The 23014-nt window shown below is 49.5% G+C and carries 19 protein-coding genes; 4 read left to right on the forward strand and 15 right to left on the reverse strand.

The window, feature by feature from the left end:
* Nucleotides 1–44: 44 nt before the first annotated feature.
* Entirely contained in the window at nt 45–542 is a 498-nt protein-coding gene (locus DHU66_RS10155; RefSeq protein WP_108775844.1) for a DUF5673 domain-containing protein, read from the reverse strand.
* A gap of 78 nt (nt 543–620) precedes the next feature.
* Here DHU66_RS10155 and DHU66_RS10160 point away from each other — a divergent pair, with 78 nt between their 5' ends.
* Nucleotides 621–1442, forward strand: coding sequence for an HAD family hydrolase (locus tag DHU66_RS10160; RefSeq protein ID WP_108775845.1), 822 nt, complete (start codon nt 621–623; stop codon nt 1440–1442).
* A 3-nt stretch (nt 1443–1445) separates the two neighbouring features.
* Here the strand turns inward: DHU66_RS10160 and DHU66_RS10165 are convergent, their stop codons facing one another.
* The 8 genes from DHU66_RS10165 to DHU66_RS10200 all read right to left on the reverse strand — a co-directional run bounded on the left by DHU66_RS10165 (nt 1446) and on the right by DHU66_RS10200 (nt 11938).
* On the reverse strand, nt 1446–2561 hold the full coding sequence (locus DHU66_RS10165) for a cation diffusion facilitator family transporter (RefSeq protein WP_108775846.1): 1116 nt from the start codon (nt 2559–2561) through the stop codon (nt 1446–1448).
* A gap of 100 nt (nt 2562–2661) precedes the next feature.
* Nucleotides 2662–5211, reverse strand: coding sequence for an ATP-dependent Clp protease ATP-binding subunit (locus tag DHU66_RS10170; protein WP_108775847.1), 2550 nt, complete (start codon nt 5209–5211; stop codon nt 2662–2664).
* Nucleotides 5212–5253: 42 nt separating this feature from the next.
* The gene (gene dnaJ, locus DHU66_RS10175; RefSeq protein WP_108775848.1) at nt 5254–6402 is read right to left on the reverse strand and encodes a molecular chaperone DnaJ; all 1149 of its coding nucleotides are present in this window, start codon (nt 6400–6402) and stop codon (nt 5254–5256) included.
* Between the two features lie 86 nt (nt 6403–6488).
* Complete coding sequence (dnaK, locus tag DHU66_RS10180) at nt 6489–8324, reverse strand: molecular chaperone DnaK (RefSeq protein ID WP_108775849.1); 1836 nt, start codon at nt 8322–8324, stop codon at nt 6489–6491.
* A gap of 21 nt (nt 8325–8345) precedes the next feature.
* Nucleotides 8346–8948 carry a nucleotide exchange factor GrpE gene (gene grpE, locus DHU66_RS10185; RefSeq protein WP_108775850.1) on the reverse strand — a complete coding sequence of 201 codons (603 nt, stop codon included), beginning with the start codon at nt 8946–8948 and terminating at the stop codon, nt 8346–8348.
* The gene (gene hrcA / locus DHU66_RS10190; RefSeq protein WP_108775851.1) at nt 8945–9991 is read right to left on the reverse strand and encodes a heat-inducible transcriptional repressor HrcA; all 1047 of its coding nucleotides are present in this window, start codon (nt 9989–9991) and stop codon (nt 8945–8947) included. Before hrcA ends, grpE begins: the two co-directional genes overlap by 4 nt.
* Nucleotides 9992–10139: 148 nt before the next feature.
* On the reverse strand, nt 10140–10727 hold the full coding sequence (gene rsmD, locus DHU66_RS10195) for a 16S rRNA (guanine(966)-N(2))-methyltransferase RsmD (RefSeq protein ID WP_108775852.1): 588 nt from the start codon (nt 10725–10727) through the stop codon (nt 10140–10142).
* Nucleotides 10724–11938, reverse strand: coding sequence for an FtsW/RodA/SpoVE family cell cycle protein (locus DHU66_RS10200; RefSeq protein ID WP_167836364.1), 1215 nt, complete (start codon nt 11936–11938; stop codon nt 10724–10726). The genes rsmD and DHU66_RS10200 overlap by 4 nt, the downstream gene beginning before the upstream one ends.
* Nucleotides 11939–12062: 124 nt before the next feature.
* Between DHU66_RS10200 and def the strand changes: the two genes are divergently transcribed.
* From def to ltrA, 3 genes are all read left to right on the forward strand, one after another.
* Nucleotides 12063–12629: a peptide deformylase gene (def, locus tag DHU66_RS10205; RefSeq protein ID WP_108775925.1), complete on the forward strand. Its 567-nt coding sequence runs from the start codon at nt 12063–12065 to the stop codon at nt 12627–12629.
* Nucleotides 12630–12719: 90 nt separating this feature from the next.
* Nucleotides 12720–14597, forward strand: a complete 1878-nt coding sequence (gene rnjA, locus DHU66_RS10210; RefSeq protein ID WP_108775854.1) for a ribonuclease J1 — start codon at nt 12720–12722, stop codon at nt 14595–14597.
* Between the two features lie 603 nt (nt 14598–15200).
* Nucleotides 15201–16508 carry a group II intron reverse transcriptase/maturase gene (ltrA, locus tag DHU66_RS10215; RefSeq protein WP_108774013.1) on the forward strand — a complete coding sequence of 436 codons (1308 nt, stop codon included), beginning with the start codon at nt 15201–15203 and terminating at the stop codon, nt 16506–16508.
* Nucleotides 16509–16593: 85 nt separating this feature from the next.
* Here ltrA and DHU66_RS10220 read toward each other — a convergent pair whose 3' ends face one another.
* The 6 genes from DHU66_RS10220 to DHU66_RS10245 form a co-directional block, all read right to left on the reverse strand.
* Nucleotides 16594–17217 (reverse strand): MBL fold metallo-hydrolase, encoded by a 624-nt coding sequence (locus tag DHU66_RS10220; protein WP_108775855.1) that lies wholly within the window; start codon nt 17215–17217, stop codon nt 16594–16596.
* 71 nt (nt 17218–17288) lie between these two features.
* Complete coding sequence (locus tag DHU66_RS10225; protein WP_108775856.1) at nt 17289–18545, reverse strand: ABC transporter permease; 1257 nt, start codon at nt 18543–18545, stop codon at nt 17289–17291.
* Nucleotides 18542–20251, reverse strand: a complete 1710-nt coding sequence (locus DHU66_RS10230) for a biotin/lipoyl-binding protein (protein WP_108775857.1) — start codon at nt 20249–20251, stop codon at nt 18542–18544. The genes DHU66_RS10225 and DHU66_RS10230 overlap by 4 nt, the downstream gene beginning before the upstream one ends.
* Nucleotides 20248–20928, reverse strand: coding sequence for an ABC transporter ATP-binding protein (locus DHU66_RS10235; protein WP_108775858.1), 681 nt, complete (start codon nt 20926–20928; stop codon nt 20248–20250). The genes DHU66_RS10230 and DHU66_RS10235 overlap by 4 nt, the downstream gene beginning before the upstream one ends.
* Nucleotides 20925–22127: an efflux RND transporter periplasmic adaptor subunit gene (locus tag DHU66_RS10240; RefSeq protein WP_108775859.1), complete on the reverse strand. Its 1203-nt coding sequence runs from the start codon at nt 22125–22127 to the stop codon at nt 20925–20927. The genes DHU66_RS10235 and DHU66_RS10240 overlap by 4 nt, the downstream gene beginning before the upstream one ends.
* A 92-nt stretch (nt 22128–22219) precedes the next feature.
* Nucleotides 22220–22906: a deoxynucleoside kinase gene (locus tag DHU66_RS10245; RefSeq protein WP_245309515.1), complete on the reverse strand. Its 687-nt coding sequence runs from the start codon at nt 22904–22906 to the stop codon at nt 22220–22222.
* Between the last annotated feature and the right edge of the window lie 108 nt (nt 22907–23014).

The raw sequence follows: 23014 nt of genomic DNA on the forward strand, positions 1-23014 counted from the left end.
GTTGTCAATGTTTGCATACGTAAAAAACAAGTAAGCATCACTGCTTACTTGCGCTTCATACGGGTATATTTTCTGGCCAGATTGACCTGCAGGAACTTTTTGACCTGCTCTTTATTAGCAGGATCATAGTCAATTTCAATCGTACTGTACTTATCGGGCTTCTTTGGATTCGTGGATTCGATCGTATAATAGACTTCATAGCGCTTCTTGGTATCTTCATAGTCCCAGGCCCGCACCAGCTGCCATGGAATGAGCTTGCCATTGTGCACCAGGCCATTTTCGCCCATGCCATCACGGACAACCATATAGCCTGAGCATGCCAGCACCATGGCGAAGACACGCAGATAATCAAGTATTGTATTATTGGTTGAAAACAGAGATACCAGTGCGAGAATCTCGATCATACCAAAGCCGATCCGGATGCCATTCCACATTTTGTCCTGAACAATCACCTGTTTCCGGATCCTGGAATAGCGGACCAGCATGGCAATGCCAAGACCGCCGAAACCGACAATGAAAATAATGTTTAATACGTTTCCCATAAAAGACTCCTTTGATACGTGGAACATTATACCATTTCATGCTTGTCTTACGCACTGTCCCATACTAAAATCTCATCCATGAATCAAATACGTCTTGTCGCACTGGATCTTGACGGTACCCTGCTGTCTTTATCCGGTCATATATCCAAGCAAGGAAAAGAAGTACTGGGCAGGCTTCATGATCAGGGGACTGCCATCATGATCTGCTCAGGACGGCCATTATATTCGATACAGCGCATCATGGAAGGCATCCCGTTTGACTATGCCGGCTGTCTCAATGGTCAGATCACCTGCACATCAGACGGCACCATCCTGCAGCATCTGCCTGATCTTGATCATCAGGAAACATCCCATCTGTTTGTCTTGATGAAGCACTATCCGATGGTATGTTCTTTCTCAAAGGGCATAGAATTCCTGCACACATGTCCAACCTGGTTTCTACCGTTTGGCAGGCTGTATCAGGGACTTTACTGGCTGTATCACAAGATCACGCACAAGCCGCACTATCCCCATCATCTGCAGCGGTTGAAAGACATTGCCCCGGACCATATCAACAAGCTCTGCTTTGCGTCTTTTCCATGGATTCTCAAAGCCTTTGCCAGACATCTGGATCCCAAAACCTATGCAATCTATTTTGTCAATGCGACCTGGCTGGAAATCCAGCCAAATGGTGTTTCCAAGGGAGCGGCCATTACAGCAGTGCAGAAATACATGCACATATCCAGAGAAGCGATTGTGGCAATCGGTGATGGTGAAAATGATATTCCAATGCTGCAGGAAGCCGGGATTGGAGTTGCTATGGGCAATGCCATGCCAAAAGTAAAACAGCAGGCGGATCAGCTTGCCCCCAGCTGCCATGAAGATGGCGCGGTGGTATGGCTGAAGGAAAACCTGCTGTAAGAATCAGATGTCAAGATCCAGCGTGATCCGGAACGTATAGTCCGGGAATGCATTCTCGACATCTTTTTTCATGTGTTCGTACAATGCCTGCCGGTCAGGTACATTCCAGTTGAGAATCATATCGAAGCTGCAGTACTTCTTCTGCTCATCGACATAGAAGCCATGCATCTGCATGAAGCCTTCATGATCAGAAAGAATCTGCTGCACCTGCTGTCTCATCTTGGCAGCCGCATCATCCTTGGTATTGCATGAATAGATGCCGACGCCTACCAGCAATACACCAAATTTCTGATACACGGCATCGGTAATCTTTCTGGTCAGGCTGTCAATCTGTTCCGCATTCATCGTATCCGGAATGGAAATGTGAATGGATCCCACAAAGTGGGATGGACCATAGTTATGCAGAATCAGATCATGCGCGCCATGAATGGCCGGATCCAGTGTTCTGACATACTGCTTGATGGCATGTGCCATGTTCTTGTCGATGCTCATGCCAAGGATGTCATCCAGTGTTCCCTGCAGCATCTCCAGACCGCTCTTGATGATCAAGATGGCAATGGCGGCACCAACCCATGCTTCAATGGCGATATGGGTAGTGACATACAGCAGTGCACTGATCAAAACAGACAGAGACACAAGGGCATCAAAGGATGCATCGGATCCCGAAGCAACAAGCGCTGCGCTGTCCGCCTTTTTCCCCTGCGCACTGACATAACGGCCCAGCAGGAATTTGACAATGACGGCAGCACCGATGATGATCAGTGAGACTAGTGAATAATCCACGGCATCTGGGTGAATGATCTTCTTGATGGATTCTATCAGTGAGGTAATGCCGGCATACAGTACCAGGGCAGATACAATGAGTGCAGAAAGATATTCAACACGTCCATATCCCATGGGGTGCTTCGCATCTGGTTTTTTGGCGGCCAGCCGGATGCCGATGATGGTGATAATGGAACTCAGGGCATCCGAAAGGTTATTGATGGCATCCAGGATGACAGCGATGGATCCTGACACAAAGCCAACGGCCATCTTGAAGCCAACCAGGAACAGATTGGCAATGATGCCGGTCAATGAAGTATGGATGATGACTTTTTCTCTTGTTTTTTCATCTGACATAAACGATTCCCCTTTCCGTTTTCATCTGCCCATTCTAGCGCATTCCTGGTTTCAAGCAAACAAAAAGGACTGCATGCATTCATGCAATCCCTTCATTTTGTCAATGAACCGAAACCAGATACTTGCTGTCGTCTGCATCGACCTTGATGGTCTTGCCGGCAATATCCGGATTGGCCAGGACGACCTTTGCGACTTCCGTCTCAATTTCACGCTGGATATGACGGCGCATCGGACGGGCACCAAACTGTGGATCGACACCACAGGCAACGATTCTGTCCTTTGCCTTGTCGGTTACTTCCAGGTGAATGTCCTTCTGGGCAAGACGATTGGCGAGAATGCCAAGGAACTTGTCGGCAATCTGCTTCTGCACGTCCTTGCCGAGGGCATTGAAGACAATGATCTCATCAATACGGTTGATCAGTTCCGGCTTAAAGAACTTGTGAACCGCATTGAGATAATGTTCCTTGCGTGCCTCTGGATCTGATTCAAATGCATACTCAGCACCAAGGTTGGAAGTCATGATGATGATCGTGTTCTTGAAGTCCACAACCACACCCTTGGAATCGGTCAGTCTGCCTTCATCCAGAATCTGCAGCAGGATGTTGAACACATCCGGATGTGCCTTTTCAATCTCATCCAGCAATACAATGCTGTAAGGATTGCGGCGCACTGCCTCGGTCAGCTGGCCGCCTTCATCATAGCCGACATATCCCGGAGGCGCACCGATTAATCTGGATACACTGAATTTCTCCATGTATTCGGACATATCGATGCGGACAATCTTGCTTTCATCATCAAACAACTGCTCGGCAAGTGCCTTGGCAACCTCTGTCTTACCAACGCCGGTAGGACCAAGGAACAGGAAGGAACCAAGCGGTCTGTTTTCATCCTGAATGCCTGCCTTGGAACGCATGATGGCATCTGATACAAGGGTCAGAGCTTCATCCTGACCCATGACTCTTTTACGCAGAGCATCCGGCAGATGCAGGATCTTCTCGCGCTCGGTAGACTGCAGCCGGGAAACATCGATGTGTGTCCAGCGGGAAACGATCTTGGCAATCATATTCTGATCGACAACCTGCTGCAGCATCTTGGAACCATCGTTCTTCTCGGCATCCGCAATCTTCTTCTGCAGAGAAGGAATTGTACCATACTGCAGCTTGGCAGCTGTATCATAGTCAGCATTGTTCTGTGCCTGCTCAAGATCCAGCTTTGCTCTTTCCAACTGCTCCTTGGCATCCTTGACGGCATCCATCTGCTTCTTCTCAGACTTCCACTGGCTTGTGCCGGCTTCCATCTTCTCATTCAGATCGGCAAGTTCCTTGTCAATCTGGGCAAGACGCTCCTTTGCCTTCGGATCGGTTTCATTCTTCAAAGAAGTCTGTTCGATCTGCAGAGTCATGATCTTGCGGTGCAGCTCATCCAGTTCCACCGGCATGGAATCCATCTCCGTACGGATGCAGGCACATGCCTCATCCACCAGGTCAATGGCCTTATCCGGCAGGAAACGATCCGTGATGTAGCGGTCAGAAAGCTTGGCCGCTGCAACCAGAGCCTCATCCTTGATCTGTACGCCGTGATAAGACTCAAAGCGGTCCTTCAGACCACGCAGAATCGCGATGGTATCCTCAACGGTAGGCTCGGATACCTGAATCTTCTGGAATCTTCTTTCCAGTGCCTTATCCTTTTCGATGTACTTGCGGTACTCATCATAGGTTGTGGCACCAATGCACTTCAGCTCTCCTCTTGCCAGCATCGGCTTTAACAGGTTAGCCGCATCCATGGAGCCTTCGGTCTTGCCGGCACCAACAAGGTTATGAATCTCATCGATAAACAGGATGATGTTGCCGTTAGCCTTCTGCACAGCCTTGAGAACGCCCTTGAGACGCTCCTCGAATTCACCTCTGTACTTAGCACCGGCAATCAGGGCACCCATGTCCAGTTCAATCAGCTGCTTGTTGCGTAATCCCAGCGGGACATCGCCGCGCATGATCCGCCATGCAAGACCTTCTACAATAGCAGTCTTACCAACACCAGGCTCACCGATCAGAATCGGGTTGTTCTTGGTTTTGCGGGAAAGTATTTCAATGACCCGGCGGATTTCATCATCTCTGCCAATGACAGGATCAATCTTGCCGTCACGGACATCCTGGACCAGATCATGGCCGTATTTCTTCAAAGCATCCAGCTGTGCTTCATTTGATTTGTCATCCATCTTGACGCCTCCTCTGCGATCCTCTTCGGCTTTCTCGATCTGTGAGACCGTGAAGCCGAACTGCCGCATCAGCTGTTTGGCAATCGGGGCACTGGACTGGAAGATACCAATCAGCAGTGCTGCCTCGCTCATGTAAGTATCACCCTGCTTCTTCATCCAGGCATTGGCTTTGGCATCCGCTTCTGCCAGATACCTGCTCAAAGAGGGCTGTGTTCCTTCCGCACTTGGAAGGTGTGAGATTTCATCATTGACTCTTTCCAGCATCTTAGTCTTGTCAACGCCAAGACGCTCAAAGATGCCATCCAGACCATTGTCTGACAGCATCGCTGCCAGGACATGCTCACAGCACAGTTCACTGTTATTCTTCTGCTGAGCCAGTGTAACCGCATTGGAAATAATAGTCTGCAACTGTTCTGTCATCTGATCGATATTCATATGCACTCACCTCCCTGCTAAATATTGAAGAGATGTTATAGATCAGGAGAAGTTTTTCTTGAACCGCTGCCACATGGTTTCACCCTGGCCGCTGTCCTGAATGTCTTTCAGTTCCTGATAGAGTTCTTTTTCGCGCTTTGTCAGCGTGCGGTCAATCTGTACTTTGACAGTGCAGATCTGATCGCCATTGCGTCCGGTGCGCAGATCCGGCACACCTTCCCCACGCAGTCTCAGCTGGGCGCCATTCTGCGTGCCGGCCGGAATCTTCATGGTCACTTCACCACGGATGGTCGGTACATCCAGTGTGCAGCCCAGTGTGGCATCAACGGCACTGACCGGAATGTCCAGATAGATGGTCTTGCCATCACGGACAAACTTGTCATGCGGCAGTACATTGATCTCGATGTACAGGTCGCCATTCGGGCCGCCGTTGGTACCGCGCTCGCCCTTGCCGGCAATGCGCAGCTGCTGGCCGCTGTTGATGCCTGCAGGAATCTTGACATCAACAGATACACGCTTGTGAAGATAGCCGGCACCCTTGCACTTCGGGCAGTAGCGGCGGATCTTCTTGCCGGTGCCATGGCATTCCGGGCATTCGGATTCTGTCTGCATGATGCCCAGCATCGTTCTCTGCTGGGTAATCACACGGCCCGAGCCATGGCAGCGGGGACAGGTATCGATGTCGCTGGGACTGGCAGCGCCAGTGCCGCCGCAGGCATCACACTTTTCATCCACGGAAATATTGATCGTCTCGGTCTTGCCAAAGCATGCGTCCATGAACGAAATGTTCATGCGCATGAACTTGTCTTCACCCTTGCGCGGTCCCTGGGAGGCACGTCTTGAGGATGAGAAGCCAGAGCCCATGCCGCCGCCAAAGAAGCTGGAGAAGATATCGTTGAGGTCATCAAAGGAGCCGCTGCTGAAACCGCCCATGTTGCCAAAACCACCGCCTGCTGCGGCCTGCGGGTCTACACCTGCAAAGCCGAACTGGTCATACTTGGCACGCTTGTCGGCATCGCCGAGCACCTCATATGCTTCATTGACTTCCTTGAACTTCTCTGCGGCATCCGGTGCCTTGTTCAGATCCGGATGATATTTCTTGGCGAGCTTACGATACGCGCTCTTGATCTCGTCTGCACTTGCATTCCTGGAGACGCCAAGTACATCGTAATAATCTCTCTTCTCAGCCATTAAACCAGCCTCCTTATATTCCTTTCATGCAACAGGATGCGGAGCGTATGCTGCCCCGCATCCTGTTTGCGTGTTTATCTTTTAGCTTACTTCTTTTCCTTGAAATCGGCATCCACAACATCATCATTGTTGTGATTGTCATTGTTGCTGCCGGCATTGCCGCTGGTCTGCTGGCCAGCCTGTGCATTACCCTGCTGCTGATACATAGCCTGGGCCATGTCGTTGGCTGCCTTTTCCAGAGCATCCAGCTTCGTCTTCAGGGTATCCATATCGTTCTTATCGATGGCTGCCTGCAGTTCATCTCTCAGCTTCTTAACTTCAGCCTTCTGTGCTTCCGTCACATTCGGATTGTTAGCCTTGAGGGTCTCATCAATCTGGCTGATGTAAGCTTCAGCCTTGTTCTTGGTTTCGATGTCAGCCTTACGCTTGTCATCTTCAGCCTTATGAGCCTCAGCATCCTTGACCATTCTGTCGATCTCTTCATCAGACAGACCGGAAGAGTTCTGGATGGTGATGGACTGCTTCTTGCCAGTAGCCTTATCTACAGCAGAGACATTGACGATACCGTTGACATCGATATCGAAGGTAACTTCAATCTGCGGCACGCCTCTTCTTGCCGGTGCGATACCGGACAACTGGAAGTTGCCCAGTGTCTTGTTATCAGCTGCCATCGGACGCTCACCCTGCAGCACGTGGATATCTACAGCCGGCTGGTTATCAGCAGCGGTAGAGAAGATCTGGCTCTTGGATGTCGGGATGGTTGTGTTGCGCGGAATCAGTACGGTCATCACGCCGCCGAGTGTTTCAATACCAAGTGACAGCGGTGTGACATCCAGCAGCAATACATCCTTTGTATCACCGGAAATGACAGAACCCTGAATGGCAGCACCAATGGCGACGCACTCATCCGGGTTAACGGACTTGTTAGGCTCTTTGCCAAGCTCTCTCTTGACAGCAGCCTGGACAGCCGGGATTCTTGTGGAACCACCAACCAGCAGAACCTCATCGAGGTCGCCTGCGGACAGCTTTGCATCAGACAGTGCCTGACGAACCGGTCCCATGGTTCTTTCAACCAGGTCTCTGGTCATATCATCAAACTGTGCACGTGTCAGCGTCGCTTCCAGATGCAGCGGGCCTTCCGGACCGGCACTGATAAACGGCAGGGAAATCTGTGTCTGGACCATGCCGGACAGATCCTTCTTAGCCTTTTCAGCAGCTTCCTTCAGTCTCTGCAGAGCCATCTTGTCGGCCTTGAGGTCGATGTTGTGCTCCTTCTTGAAGTTGTCAGCCAGCCAGTCAATGATCTTGTTATCGAAGTCATCGCCTCCCAGATGAGTATCACCAGCTGTGGCAAGTACTTCGTATGTGCCATCGGCAATATCCAGGATGGAAACATCGAAGGTGCCGCCGCCAAGGTCATACACAAGGACTTTCTTTTCTTTGGATGTATCTTTGCCTAGTCCGAATGCCAGAGCAGATGCAGTCGGCTCATTGATAATACGCTTGACATCAAGGCCTGCGATCTTGCCGGCATCCTTGGTTGCCTGACGCTGAGCATCATTGAAGTATGCAGGTACGGTGATGACAGCTTCTGTCACCTTCTCACCCAGGTAACCTTCCGCATAATCCTTCAGATAGCTCAGGATCATTGCGGAGATTTCCTGCGGTGTGTACTTCTTGCCTTCCAGCTCAACGGTCTCATTTGTGCCCATCTTTCTCTTGATGGAGTAAACCGTGTTCTTGTTGGTGATCATCTGTCTCTTGGCAGCATCACCAACAATGATTTCACCATTCTTGAATGCGACCACGGACGGTGTTGTTCTATTGCCTTCCGGGTTTGTAATAACTTTCGGCTCTTTGCCTTCCATGACAGCTACACAGCTGTTCGTTGTACCCAAATCAATACCAATGATCTTGCTCATATTTCTCCTCCTAATGATCAGTTACTCACTGACCTTCACCATCGCTGCTCTCAGCAGCCGATCCTTCAGTTTGTATCCCTTTTGTAACACTTCGACAACCATGCCAGGTTCAACGCCATCGACATGTTCACTCATGATCGCCTGGTGCCAGTTGGCATCAAACGGTTGATTCAGACACGCAATCTCACTGACTCCCTCAGCCGCAAGTGCCGCGGCAAGTTTGTCATGGATCATCTGCACACCCTTGCGGTATGCTTCATCTTTGGTTTCCTGCGCCAGGGCACGCTCACAGTCATCCAGCACCGGTAATACCTGCAATGCAAAATCCTGAATCTTGTACTTGCTGAGCTGTTCAAATTCCTTGTTCAGCCGCTTGCGGGTATTTTCCGTATCTGCATATGCTTTTGCATACGCATTCTTGAGCTGGGCAACCTGTGTCTCAAGCTCGGCATTCTTTTTCTTCAGCTCTTCAATCTCCTTGTTCTTGTGATCAAAGATTGATTTGCTTTCCGCCTTTTTCTCTTCCTTCTTACCGGTTTCCGGTTTATTCTCGTTCTTCTCTTTTTCAGGCTTCTTTACTTCTTCCTGAGAAGAATGCTTTTCGTTCTTTACTTCTTCACTCATTTTTGATGACTGCTGCCTCCTTCATCTGAATCGTCATACATCTTTTCTATCAGCTTGGCCGCATACTGAATCATGGCCACAACCTTGTCATAATTCATCCGGCTCGGTCCTACGACCACCAGTCTGCCATGCTCACCGTCATGTACCTTGAATGGACTGGAGACCACGGCAACATCATCGATCCATGTCAGATGAGCGCCCTGCTGGGTAGTAACAGCAACGGCGTTTTTCTCATGGGGAAGCTGCCGCCAGGCATCTGAGGAAGAATCCTCAAGAAGCCCCATCAGCTTCTTCAGCTTGTCGATATCTTCGAACTCCGGCTGATACAGGATCCGGTCTTTGCCGCTGAAGTAGACGTTGTCACTGGCGAACTTCACAAATGCCTTGACGAATGCTGCGAACAGAATATCGTGCTTCTGGACATTGGAATTCAGCTCCGGTCTGACTTCCTTCATCCGCTCAGGAAGCTCATCGATCGGCACCCCGTGCAGTTCCCTGTTCAGGATGTCGGTGCAGCTTTCCATATCGGAGAATGGAATGTCATCGTCGAAGTGGAAATTCTTTGTCTCGGTATGACCTGTGTTGGTAATGAATACTCCGACGCAGTTGCGCGGATCCACCTGGAACAGCTTGATATGTTCAAGCTGCTGTTGTGAGGAATCCGGGCCAATGGCACCGGCGGTCATATTGGTCATCTCGGACAGGATCCGGCATGACTGATGTACTGCTTCTTCGATGTTCATATTGGAGACATCGAAGGCACTGCTGATGGCAACTTCCATCTTCTTGTCCATCTGGGCTTCGTTGAGCAGATTCTCACAGTAGAACTTGTAGCCAAGCGTACTGGGGATTCTTCCGGAAGAAGTATGGGTCTTTTCCAGATACCCCATCTCTTCCAGAGCCTGCATATCATTGCGAATCGTCGCTGATGAATACGAGAGATGATACTTCTGCTGCAGCGCCTTGGAACCAACTGGCTCAGCCGTCTTGATATATTCATCTACAATCGCTTTGAATATTTCAATTCTTCTTGGCGTCAGCACCTTGCATCCCTCCTTTAGCACTCTTTCCTGTTGCCTGCTAGTATGGTACATCCACCTGTTAGCACTGTCAAGGATAAAGTGCTAATTCTTTCCAGTTTTTCATTTTTCTTCCTTGTATATGAAAAGCAGGACCGGAATCCCTTCATTCCTATCCTGCCTGTTCACTGCGTTCTTCTGGATGACTGTGTTCAAACCGGTAATATGTGATCTTCATGATCCCATATACTTTTTCTTTCTGATACTGCAGCGGTCCAAATGCCTGCGTATAGTTTTCTTCTTTCTTTGCCTCGATGACCACCCTGGCGCCATTCTTCAGCATCCCATGTTCAACAAGGTACGTCATGACTTCCTCATTGTGCTGTTTTTCATAGGGTGGATCCAGATAGACAAGGTCAAACTGCACGCCCTCTTTTGCCAGCAGGGAAAGTGCCTTGCGGTCATTCATGGCAAGAAGTCTTGTCTGTTTCTGACAGCCAAGCAAGGCAATGTTCTTTCTGATGATTTCTGCTGCCGCATGGCTCTGGTCCACCAGGACTGCCTGGTTCATGCCTCTGGAAACTGCCTCCAGACCGATGGCACCGCTGCCTGCGTATAAATCAAGCATTGTGCCGCCGTCAAACATGCCGCCAAGCGCTGAAAAAACAGCTTCCTTGACTTTATCAAGGGTGGGCCGGGTCGCCTGTCCTTTTAATGTCTCCAGGCGGCGGCTGGCATAGGTGCCGGCAATGATTCTCATTGCAGATCACCTCTGCGGTAGGATGCGATGACTGATTGAGAAAGGCCGATGGAAAGCATGAAGGACATTGCGGAGGAGCCGCCGGCAGACACCAGCGGCAGCGGAATGCCTGTCAAAGGAATCAAACCGGAAACACCGCCGACATTCAGGAATATATGCAGCATGAAATACATAGCCGTGCCCACTAAGACAATGCGGCCGGCTTCGGACTTCATCTGTTTGGCATACCAGAGCAGACGGTAAATGATGATGGCATAGATTGCCATCAGAATAACAAAGCCGGCAAAGCCAAGCTCCTCAACAATAATACCGAGGATATAGTCATTATTGGCTTCCGGAAAGTTCATGTATTTGCGCACAGACCGGCCAAGCCCCCTGCCAAACAGGCCGCCGCCTGACATGGCAACCAGTGACTGAATGAGCTGATAGCCGCTGCCATAGACATCCGCAAACGGATTGATGGCAGACAGGAACCGATTTTTCTGATAGGTCTTAAACGGCAGTGCTTCCACCAGATGTTCTCCCTGGGGAGAAAGGACAAAAACAGCCAGAACAATAAGACCATAGAAGAGCCAGCGCAGAATATTCTGTGCTTTTTTCAGCTTTGGATTGCGGGGAATCAGGAAGCAGATGCAGAAGATCATGAACTGCACGGACATGGTGCCGAAGTCTTTCTGAATCATGAGGATAATGAAGCTCATGATGAAGCAGATGATCACCGGCCGTTTGACCAGTTCCCAGAATTTTTCATTCCGGGTACGCCGGTCACCCAGATGTCCTGCGACAACAAGGAAAGTTGCGATCTTGGCAAATTCGGATGGCTGAATGGTGATGCCGACGCCCGGAATACGGATCCAGGCATAGGAGCCGTTGGCACCTGTAAAAGCACGGGTAGACATCAGCAGAATATACAGCGTGATGATGCATACGGAAAAACCGTTGCCATGGAGCTGGGAAAGGCGGAAATTCCGTGAGGCAAATGCCATCAGAAAGTACCCCATCATCACAAAGATGAGCTGCTTGGCAATGGTGAGCATCAATGTCTTGGGTGCTCCAACGGTTTCACCCATTGTGGCACTGCCGATCATCACAACGCCGAAAAAGGCCAGCAGCATTAATGTGACATGGATGACGGGGTCATGCCCTTTTGCCATCCGGAATGGATTGCTCAGCCGCTTTGTCTTGTGGATATCCTGTGTCTGTACTGTCATGGATACGATTTTAGCATATTTTGTCCCTTTCGAAAAAAAAGCCAGATGGTTAAGCGGTTTCAGCACTGCTTTCAGCTTTACAAGAAGGCTTTGGTTCACTATCATAACAACCGAGGTAAACAAGATGCTTATTAATAATGATACGATCATCAAGGATGATAATCCTTTGATCCGCCAGAAGAGTGAGCCTGTAGAGCTGCCTCTTTCTGACGAGAACAAAGCGATTCTGCGCGACATGCTCAAGTATGTCGAAGATTCTACCAATGAAGAACTGGCTGAGAAGGAAAACCTGCGGCCGGCGGTTGGCATTTCCGCGATTCAGATCGGTATTCCCCGCCAGTTGACAGCGGTGGTTGTGCCGGATGTTGACAAAGATGGCAATGAGATCCAGTGGAAATTCATGCTGGCCAATCCAAAGATTGTTTCTTCCAGTGTGCAGCAGGCCTTCCTGCGCTCAGGTGAAGGCTGCCTTTCCGTTGAGAAAGAACATGATGGTTTTGTCTACCGCAGTGCCAGATGCACCATTGAGGCATATGACCTGTACAGTGAGAAGAATATCCGCATCCGGGTCAGAGGCTATCTTGCCATCGTTCTCCAGCATGAAATTGATCATTTCAGCGGTATTCTCTTCTATGACAAGATCGACAAGAAGAATCCGTTCCATCGCATTGAAGATGCCATTGCGATCTGACAATTCTGCAGTTTTATCAATATCAATCGTGCTATAATGCAGACAGAGAGTTATTTGTCTGCCATCATACAGAAACAGAGGAAATCATACATGAAAGAAACGAAAACGGCGAAAAGACCTTCGCATCCGGTTCGTTACTCCCAGATCTCTGAAGAGACAGCCAAGTCTATCAATCATCAGACTGATACGCTTGTGTATGCTCTGGGCGGTCTTGGCGAAATCGGCAAGAACATGTACTGCTTCGAACACAATGACGAGATTATCATTGTCGACTGCGGCATTCTGTTCCCCGAAGACGACCTGCTGGGAGTAGACTATGTCATTCCGGACTATTCCTACCTTGTCAAAAACCGTGAAAAGATCAAGGCTCTGATTATTACCCATGGCCATGAAGACCATATCGGCGGCATCCCTTTCTTCCTGCAGTCCGTGCATCTCAGAGAGATCTATGCTGCTCCGTTTGCCAAGGCTTTGATTGAAAAGAAGCTGGAAGAACATCATCAGCTGCGCAGTGTTACCATCCGTGACATCAATCCGGATACGCGCATTGATACCAAGTACTTCCACATCGGCTTCTTCAATGTTGTCCACTCTATTCCGGACAGTTATGGTGTCCTGATCAATACGCCAAACGGCCGCATTGTCGAGACCGGTGACTTCAAGTTTGACCTGACGCCGATTGGTGTCAATTCTGACTATCAGAAGATGGCATATATCGGCCAGATCGGTGTGACACTGCTGATGAGTGATTCCACCAACTCCGGTGTACCGGGCTTCTCCATTTCCGAAAAGAAGGTTGCCCAGGCGATCAATGAACAGATGCGCAAGACACCGGGCAGACTGCTGGTATCCACTTTTGCCTCCAACGTGCTGCGTCTGAACCAGATTCTGGAAGCAGCCGTCAGCTGCGGACGCAAGGTTGCGGTATTTGGCCGCTCCATGGAAAACGTTTGTGAGATCGGCAAGAAGCTTGGCACGATTAAAATTCCGGATTCTGCCTTCATTACCGGCAACGAGCTCAATACCCTGCCGGCTAACAAGATCTGTATTGTATGCACAGGTTCCCAGGGTGAGCCGATGGCTGCTCTGTCGCGTATTGCCAATGGCACTCACCGCTTCATCAAGATTATTCCGGGTGATACAGTGCTGTTCTCCAGCAATCCGATTCCGGGCAATGGCACCAGTGTCTCGGCAGTTGTCAATCAGCTGACCAGAGTCGGTGCCAATGTCGTCGTGAATTCCCCGCTGACATCGTTCCATACAACTGGTCATGCGCCGCAGGAAGAGCAGAAGCTGATGCTCAATCTGATCAAGCCGAAGTACTTCATGCCGATGCATGGTGAATACAAGATGCTTGTTCAGCATTCCCGCACTGCCCAGGAGACGGGTGTCCCCAAGGATCATTGTCTGATCTGTGCAAACGGCGATATTGTGGTATTGCGCAATGAGGAATGCTTCATCGCCAATGAACGTGTGCAGACCGATGCCATCTATGTGGATGGCAATGACGCATCCGGCCTTTCCACTTCTGTAATCAAGGACAGAAGGATTCTGGCAGAGAATGGTCTTGTTGCTGTCATTGTGGCGATTGACAGCCGCTATAACAAGATCCTGTGCCGTCCATCGATTGTCTCCAGAGGCTTTGTGTATATCAAGGATTCACAGCCTCTGCTCAAGGAAGCAGAGGTCATTGTATACAATGCTTTGACCAAGAAGATGCAGCAGCGCACCACCTTCCAGGAATTAAAGAACTGCATCCGCTCTTCTTTGGAGCCGTATCTGTTCCAGAAGACACACCGCAATCCGATTGTCATTCCGGTCATTCTGAATCAGAAGGCTGCGATTGCGGAAATCAAAGAGAAGACAGCCGGCAGAAGGAATGTGAAACGCACAGGCGGCAGAACAGCCAGAAGTGCACAGCATTCTGAAAAGAAGGAAAACGAAAAGACAGCTGAGACCAGAAAGTGAGAAATCACTTTCAAGACGCTCAGCCGTCTTTTTTATAGTGTGTCGGGCATGGCACACATCTAGCCTGCAATAGAGGCAGGCCGCGGGTATTTGTCGCCAAGCGAAGTGAACTACCAGCCGAGGGTGAATAACCCAGAGCGAAAGCAGTAGCTAGCATATTTCTGAGCTTACGTACAGAAACCTGATTGAGGCCATAAGGCGGATAAGGCTGCTATGCAAGCTGAAGTCCAAAAGACAAACGTAAAGCCGACCGGTAAATCAGGAAGCTATGGAAATTACAGATGTGTGTCTTACCCCGAGAGATCCTGCGGACAGATGAACCTAAACACAGGGAAACCGAGACGCTTTTAAACAGCTATCGTTATCATCTGGTCGGATAAAGGTCTATCGCAGGAAGTCAGCTGAGGTCATAGTAGTGATGAAGCTTCTGTAACGGAAGTGGAGCGAAGGACCTAATGTTTGTATAGTGTGCCCCACTATACGCAATGTTCGGATAGTCCGAAAGGGAGGATAAGCCTACAGCAGAGGATCGTAACCTCTGACGGCAAAGGGCCCCGGGATGATTCTGAATAATCTACAGATAGAAAGGAATGGCACAGCGGTATGGAATTAATTGAAGTGATTCTGAGTGACGAAAACTTGGAAGAAGCGATCAGAAGGGTTAAGAGAAACCGTGGCGCGGCCGGCGTGGACGGCATGAAAACCAGTGAGCTGGATGAGTATTTCTCTAAACATAAAGAAATAATCAAACAGCAGATCCGGAACATGCAGTACAGACCGAAACCAGTCCGCAGGGTCTATATACCCAAGCCCAATGGCAAGCAAAGGCCATTAGGTATTCCGTCAGTCGCAGACCGGGTGGTACAGCAGGCAGCAGCCCAGGTACTCAGCGGCATCTACGACAGCACATTCAGTGACCATAGTTATGGATTCAGGCCAAACAGAAGCGCACATGATGCGATGAAGGATGTCCTGAATAATCTGAACAGCGGATACGACTGGGTGATTGATCTCGACATCGAAAAGTATTTCGATACGGTGAATCATGACAAATTAATCTCCATTTTGAGAGAAAAGGTAAACGACAAGAGAACGTTACACCTGATCCGGTCCTTTCTGAAGGCTGGCGTCATGGTGAACGGACTCGTATCACCAACTGAACTAGGCGTTCCGCAAGGCGGACCCCTCAGTCCGATACTTAGCCTTATTTATCTCGATAAATTTGACAAAGAACTGGAGAGCAGAGGACTGCATTTTGTGCGGTACGCAGATGACTGCGACATCTTCGTGAAGAGCGAAATGGCGGCAGACAGAGTGATGAAGTCGGTAGCCTCATGGCTGGAACGAAAGCTGTTTCTGAAGGTCAGTCCAACCAAGACAAAGGTGGTCAGGCCAACACACAGCGAGTTCCTAGGCTTTACGTACTGGAAGGCAAAAGACGGATGGCACTGCAAACCGAGTGATGACAGAAAGAAACGGCTGATGGCGAAAACCAAGGCTGTCCTGCAACGCAAGGAAGCAATATCCAGACCTCTGGCCGTCACATTCACAAAACTGAATCAGATCGTCAGAGGATGGATCAATTATTTCATCATCGGAGATATGAAGGCTTTCCTCGATGAATATGGACAGTGGATGCGGCACAAAGTCAGAGTCATCATCATCAAGCAATGGAAGAAACCGAAGCGTATAGACACAAATCTCCAAAGGCTTAACGCTATGTTCCATTGTAATTTCACCGATGAAGATACATACAAGGTAGCCAACTCACGCCTAGGATGGTATCGGAGGAGTGGAATGGATGTGGTAAATTACGCTCTCAGCCCGAAAGTACTGGCCCTGCCAAGTAGGAAAACAGGTCGACCAGGACTGGTCAACCCGTTGGAATACTACCTCAATAATCGTAAGTAAATACAAACGTAGCGCCGTATACGGAAAACCGTACGTACGGTGCAACGGGAGGGTCGAGCCGCTAACGCGGCTCACTCTACCCTATTTACTGCTGCGGTTTCAGGATCAATACGCCTTCTGGTACATGATCCTCATCAAACGTGATCGTGCTTTTTTCCCTGTCTTCTGCTTCCGTGAAAACAGCCTTGACTGCATCGACATCTGCTGTGACCGGATAACCGGTATTGCCGCGGCGGAAATGCATCAGAATGGTCAGCTTTGGCTTGATCTGTTCGATCACCTTCCGTGCCTGCTGTGCATCAATCGTAAAGTAACCGCCGCACGGGATCATCAGCACATCACATCCCTGCAGAAATGTCTGCTCTTTGTCAGTTAACAGACGGCCAAGGTCACCAAGATGTTCAATGGTGCAGCTGCCGGCATGAAGTTTGATGGCTTCACACATACCTCTTTTCGCACCTTCTGCATCATCATGGGGGACCATGATGCCTTCATAGGATATCTGTTTCTCACATGGCACAATCTTCACCAGATCAGCCGCATTGTGGTCACTGTGCTGGTGAGAGCAGTGTACCTGCCCTGCTGTGACAGAGGGCAATGCTAAGCCTGGTACAGAATCATCTGCATACGGATCAAGTACGATGGTGTCCTGCTGGTAGGAAACCTTGAAGCAGGAATGGCCAAGATACTGAATCGAAATCTTACTCATGACTTCTGCCTCCTTTTCCTTTAGTTTAGCAAAATCTTCCCATATGAAAAGAGAGCCGAAGCTCTCTCTTGTTATTCATGGCGCAGTGCTTCAATCGGATCCAGGTTGGCAGCCTTGTAGCTTGGCAGCATGCCAAACAGGATGCCGATTGCCATGGAGAATAATACGGCAAAGATTGATGCCGGTATACTGATGGCAACTGGAATACTCATAAACTTGCCGATGAGAAAGGCAAGCAGAATACCGGTGATGACACCAAGAATACCGCCGATGGAAGTCAATACAACCGCTTCCGTCAGGAACTGGGTCATGATTGCTTTTTTGCGGGCTCCCAGTGCTTTCTTCAAGCCGATTTCACTTGTGCGTTCCGTAACGGAAACAAGCATGATATTCATGACGCCAATGCCGCCAACAAGCAGTGAGATGGCAGCAATCCAGATCAGCATGCGGTTGGTTGCACTGGAGAGCTGCTGGATCTGTTTTGCCTGTTCCAGCAAATCCTTGGCTGCATATTGAATCGACGTATCTGAGGACATGACGCTGGCATTGAGAATGTCCGCGGCTGCTTTGCCTGCTTTGGTCATCTGTTTGACATTGTCCACCCGCAACATGACACTTTCCGGTTCATCATACTGATACAGCACCGGCCACTGTGCGGATGGCACATAGACCCTGGCACTCGTACTGTCATTCTGGCTGTAGGTATAATAATCCGCTGCCGAATTGATGACCGGTTCATATGTCTGCTTGGATGTGACGATTCCGACAACCGTAAATGGGGTACTCTGGATTTCAATCGTCTCACCAATCGCATTCTGCCCTTTGAACAGGCTCTTGTAAGCCTGGCTGTCAAGCAGAGCCACGCGTGCTTTGTTCTTGTTGTCAGCGGCGGTTATACCGCGGCCCTGGCTGACCGTCAGATCCGCCGTGCCAAGATAGCTTTCATCGATGCCCATGACATAGCCGCTCTGGATGCCATTATCATTGTGATAAATGCCTGTGTAGTCCTGACGGGAATGAAACAGTGACACCTGGCTGACATGGTCAATCGCCGCAAGCTGCTGCTTTGTATCCTCACTGACCGGATAAAAGCCGGAAGGAATTCCCTGGGAGAAATCATATTCCCAGTCTGACTGCTGCACCTGAACAGTGATGGCATTGGTACCAGAACCGACCAGATTTTTCTGAATCTGGTCATTTGTCCCCTTGATCGTGGATACAATGGCAATAATGGCGGCAATACCGATGATGATGCCAAGCATGGTCAGGAAGGAACGCATCTTATGCGATAAGATGCCGCGCAGAGAAAGACGAATATTTTCAATCATTGCCATACCTCCGAAGCATCACCATGTTTGGTCAGGCTGCCCTGTTTTGCACTGGATCCATATGGGAAGGCAATCCAGTCATCTTCACCCAGACCATCGGTAATTTCCATCATGTCATACATGGTATCGCCAACGGTCACTGTCTGTTTGACCAGACGGCCGTTATCTTCTTTCATGACGTAATAGACGCCATTGTCATCACGGATAAACATGGCTTCCAGCCACATTGCCTGTGCGTTTCCAGCATCATTCAAAGCAACAGAAACACCGCTGCCGGCATCATTTGGCATCTGCTCATCCACCTGAATATAGAAGTTATAGTAGGAAACATTGGGATTGCCCATGCCGGAATAGGAATTGCTGTCAGTTGGATCTATATCGATCGAGGCAACAGCACCCATATAGACGGAGCCGGTATTCCAGTCAGTCACTGTCACAGTATCGCCGATTTTTACCTTGTCCAGCTGCAATTCAGAAAGTGCGGACTGAATATACGTACCGCTGCTGGTGGACAGAGTCAGAAAGGCTGTGCCATCCTGCGGCGGATCAGCCGGATCACTGACTTTTGTCACAATGCCATCACGCTTGGCATACACAACACCATCATCCAGACTCTCCTGGGCAGTCTTGAGATCCAACTGTGCACGTCTTACATTCAGATCTGCATCTTTGACTGCTTTTACCTGAGAGCGGATTGCCTTGGCAAGCTCACTGGCCGTATAACCATCCTGTACAGCTTCCGCATCTGTTTCTGAAGAAACGGTTTCCTCTTCCTGTACCGGTTCAGCAGACTGTGTTTCCACCATCTGATGCGTCAGTACATACCACTGGTCTGTATCACTGCATTCTGGTAAAAGATCCGTGCGTACCAGCCATTGTGACAAAGGCTGCTTACCCTTCTCTACCGTGTTGTCTTCCCAGATTTCAAAAGACAGATAGACAGCAGGATCTTTGGTGCGGTATTGATTGAACAAAGAACCAGCAATGGTGCCGTCTTTCTGCACGATGAAACGGATCGGATTGTCTGCCGCTAGGCCTTCTGGCACAGCGGATGCAGATGGAGACGGTGAAGCCGATGTAACTGAAGATGGTGAAGCAGACGGAACGGAAGAAGCGGATGAAGATGGTGATGGTTCTGGAGACGTTGAAGCCGAAGCTGTTGGAGAAGGTTCAGAGACAGGATGATATATGCACTTATCATCGTCGGTGATAATATTCCAGGCATCGTGATCCTGCTGTGGTTCAGGCAGCGGTGTCGGCGTCGGCACTGGCGCTAGAGTTGGTTCAGGCGTCGGCGTGACAACCGGTTCCACAATCGGCTGCGTGTTTTTCAAAACATTGAGTTTCTGCTGTTCCCCTGCCAGTGTGTTCTGTGCCTGCTGTACAGCAAGCTTTTTCATTTCGACAGAAAGCTGCAGTGAAGTCAGATCATAGGCAAGCAGTTTATCACCGGCATGGACCTGCTGTCCCTGTGATACATAGACTTCTGCGATCTGGGCAGTGCCGTCGTTATAGACTGACTGATTGTCTGCTTCATAGATGATGCCATACAGACTGCTGTCATTGCTGAGACCTGTGCTGGCGATATCACCTGCGCGGACCACCGTGGTTTTTGTATTGTTTCGGCGATAAAGCAGCAGTCCGCCAATAGACCCGGTAATGGCGGCTGCAATACAGACAGTGATGATCATTCCTTTTTTCTTCATCTTGCCGCCTCCAATGGGCCAAGGCGCCCGTCTACCAGGGATAGAATGCGGTGGGCATGGGCAGCGACCTTGGCATCGTGGGTAATCATGATGATGGTGACACCCTGCTGGTTAAGCTGTCCAAACAGCTGCATCACCTGCTCGCCGCTTGCCTGATCCAGGGCACCGGTAGGTTCATCTGCCAATAGAATCCGGGGATGGTTGATCATTGCTCTGGCAATGGCAACCCGCTGTTTCTGACCGCCGGACAGCTGACCTGGTGTAAAGGAAGCACGGGAACCAAGACCTACGCTTTCCAGCTGTACCATTGCCCGCTTTGTGCGTTCCACCTTGGGAACATTGGCATAGATCAATGGCAGTGCCACATTTTCCAGTGCTGTTTCTCTGGGCAGAAGATTAAATGTCTGAAAGACAAAACCGATCTTATTGAGACGGATATCGGACAGTTCATTATCATTCAGCGTACTGATATCTTCCCCATCCAGGATATATCTGCCGCTGGTCATACGGTCAAGGCATCCGATCAGGTTCATCAATGTGGACTTGCCGGAACCGGAAGGACCCATGATGGCGAGATACTCACCCTCTTCCACATCCAGGCAGATATCCTTCAGAACCGGTACGATGACAGGTTCCTGTCCATAGTTTTTATAGACATGTGAAAGAGACAGGATCATGACATGCCTCCTGTCATTGTAACATAGGCAGTCTTCTGACCTTCCTGCAGCGTATCATCCGGATAGGCAATACCATCTTCCTGCTTCAGTCCTGATACGATTTCCACCGTGCCGTCGCTGTCATCCGTCTGACCGATTTCTACTTTCTGCTTAACAAGCCTGCCATTATGATCTGCCCAGACATAGGATGTGCCATCCTCATCGGCAACAATGAATGCCTGATTGATCCAGATCCCGTCCCTGGCAACCGCAGCAGAGCCGGCAGGTTCAATATAGACATGCTGGCCGAGCATCAGGCCGGTGCCATTGTCCAAAGAGGCATAGAACGTATAGCGGGATGCCTGATTGTCACCGGAAGAGCTGTATCCATACATGATTGTGCTGCTGTCAGAAGAGGCCGGTTCACTGTCCACACTGGTGATGGTTCCCTGCCAGATTTCATTTTCATCCACACGGGATCTGACAATGACACTGAGTCCTTCATAGAGTATACCGATGGACTGTTCATCCACTGTACCCTTGATGCGCAGGTCGCCGGTCTTGGCGATTGTCATCAGCGGCTTTGTGGATCCATCAGAATTGGTCGAACTGGTATCATTGATCGCTTTGACAACACCATCAATCGTCGATTTCACAACAGACTGATCGATTTCCTGCTGGGTATGCTTGATTTCATTCTGTTTTGTCTGAATATCCAGCTGATCCTGACGGATCTGCATCTGCTTGGCCTGAATCTGCGTTGTGTACTGGAACTTGTCATTCTGCGCAGCACTCTGCATCTGGCTGTTGAGGTCAGCAATTTCCTCATTCAGCGCGCTGATATCATTGCTCAGACTTTCAATGGACAGATTGTCATTGTCAATTGTGTTCTGCAGATCATCTGTCTGGTAGGAAAACAGCTGATCATCCTTCTTGACGCTCTGTCCTTCACTGACAAAGATCTGGTCGATCTTGCGGGAAGAATCGGCCTTGATATCCACGCTCTCCTGGGCCTGGGCAACACCGGAGAAGCGCTGGCCGGGGTTGAGCGATGATGTCATGCCGGTCAGATCGGATACCTTCTGCACATAGACCACATTGCCGCCGTCACTGGAGGATCCCGAAGAAAAACCACGCACCAGTACAGCGATGACCGCTGCGGCCGCAACCGCTGCCACTGCAAAAATGATGCCCCTTTTCTTTTTTCCCATCTTTTTCATATAAAACTCTCCCTAGGGTATTTCTAACAACATGATAGCATTTACAGACATCAGAAATTATTAAGAATCATAAGGGTAAGAAAAAAGATCAGTCATGCATCCTGATCTTTGCAAAGTCTGTCATATGTTTCTTTGTCCAGCTTGCCAAGCTCGTACAGCCGCTGATCAATCATATGCAGGACTGTCCGGCGGTCATCATTATTATTGACAAAGTCATAGCGGTCTCCATCAATGATCATCTTGCTGGAGGCATTGTACTGCCTGTACCATGGCTCATAGTGGGCATTGAGATCCTTATAGTAATTCAGCAGGCCGGGATCTGCCGAAAGCTGTTCATATGGACGGCCGCGCCTGGCAATGCGAGCCAGCATTGTATCAAGCGATACGCGGATATAGATCAAAAGATCCGGTGCTTTCTTGGCAGCTGCATAAGGCAGCTCCTCCATCATATTGTCCAGCAGGTCATCATAGACTTCGACCTCCTGCTTTGTCACATTGCCCTTTTCTGCATTCATATGGAAGAACAGTGCGTCTTCATAGATCGAACGGTCCAGTACATTGTTGTCCTGGCGCATCGCTTCCTTGATCAGCCGGAAACGCTTGTTCAGAAAGTAAATCTGCAGAAGAAATGCATACTTCTTTGGATCGGCATAGTACAGCGGCAGGATCGGATTGTCTTCTACCGGTTCATAAAACGCTTTGGTGCCAAGATGGCGGGAAAGAATTTCGGTCAGATTGGATTTACCAGCACCAATCGTACCAGACATGATAATCATCATTGTTACTCCTTTAGTGCCTGTCTATTGAACCACATTATCAAACAGGTTGCACATAAAGGTAATCAAAAGATCTGAAAAAATATTTATTGACCGGTTGGTCAATTGTGA

This window comes from Lactimicrobium massiliense, assembly GCF_900343155.1.
Lineage (GTDB): Bacteria > Bacillota_I > Bacilli_A > Erysipelotrichales > Erysipelotrichaceae > Bulleidia > Bulleidia massiliensis.

What these genes read in the sequence shown, in the direction of transcription:
- DHU66_RS10155 (WP_108775844.1), bottom strand. Translation starts at nt 542, where the DNA reads ATGGGAAACGTATTAAACATTATTTTCATTGTCGGTTTCGGCGGTCTT.
- DHU66_RS10160 (WP_108775845.1), top strand. Translation starts at nt 621, where the DNA reads ATGAATCAAATACGTCTTGTCGCACTGGATCTTGACGGTACCCTGCTG.
- DHU66_RS10165 (WP_108775846.1), bottom strand. Translation starts at nt 2,561, where the DNA reads ATGTCAGATGAAAAAACAAGAGAAAAAGTCATCATCCATACTTCATTG.
- DHU66_RS10170 (WP_108775847.1), bottom strand. Translation starts at nt 5,211, where the DNA reads ATGAATATCGATCAGATGACAGAACAGTTGCAGACTATTATTTCCAAT.
- dnaJ (WP_108775848.1), bottom strand. Translation starts at nt 6,402, where the DNA reads ATGGCTGAGAAGAGAGATTATTACGATGTACTTGGCGTCTCCAGGAAT.
- dnaK (WP_108775849.1), bottom strand. Translation starts at nt 8,324, where the DNA reads ATGAGCAAGATCATTGGTATTGATTTGGGTACAACGAACAGCTGTGTA.
- grpE (WP_108775850.1), bottom strand. Translation starts at nt 8,948, where the DNA reads ATGAGTGAAGAAGTAAAGAACGAAAAGCATTCTTCTCAGGAAGAAGTA.
- rsmD (WP_108775852.1), bottom strand. Translation starts at nt 10,727, where the DNA reads ATGAGAATCATTGCCGGCACCTATGCCAGCCGCCGCCTGGAGACATTA.
- DHU66_RS10200 (WP_167836364.1), bottom strand. Translation starts at nt 11,938, where the DNA reads ATGACAGTACAGACACAGGATATCCACAAGACAAAGCGGCTGAGCAAT.
- def (WP_108775925.1), top strand. Translation starts at nt 12,063, where the DNA reads ATGCTTATTAATAATGATACGATCATCAAGGATGATAATCCTTTGATC.
- rnjA (WP_108775854.1), top strand. Translation starts at nt 12,720, where the DNA reads ATGAAAGAAACGAAAACGGCGAAAAGACCTTCGCATCCGGTTCGTTAC.
- ltrA (WP_108774013.1), top strand. Translation starts at nt 15,201, where the DNA reads ATGGAATTAATTGAAGTGATTCTGAGTGACGAAAACTTGGAAGAAGCG.
- DHU66_RS10220 (WP_108775855.1), bottom strand. Translation starts at nt 17,217, where the DNA reads ATGAGTAAGATTTCGATTCAGTATCTTGGCCATTCCTGCTTCAAGGTT.
- DHU66_RS10225 (WP_108775856.1), bottom strand. Translation starts at nt 18,545, where the DNA reads ATGATTGAAAATATTCGTCTTTCTCTGCGCGGCATCTTATCGCATAAG.
- DHU66_RS10230 (WP_108775857.1), bottom strand. Translation starts at nt 20,251, where the DNA reads ATGAAGAAAAAAGGAATGATCATCACTGTCTGTATTGCAGCCGCCATT.
- DHU66_RS10235 (WP_108775858.1), bottom strand. Translation starts at nt 20,928, where the DNA reads ATGATCCTGTCTCTTTCACATGTCTATAAAAACTATGGACAGGAACCT.
- DHU66_RS10240 (WP_108775859.1), bottom strand. Translation starts at nt 22,127, where the DNA reads ATGAAAAAGATGGGAAAAAAGAAAAGGGGCATCATTTTTGCAGTGGCA.
- DHU66_RS10245 (WP_245309515.1), bottom strand. Translation starts at nt 22,906, where the DNA reads ATGATGATTATCATGTCTGGTACGATTGGTGCTGGTAAATCCAATCTG.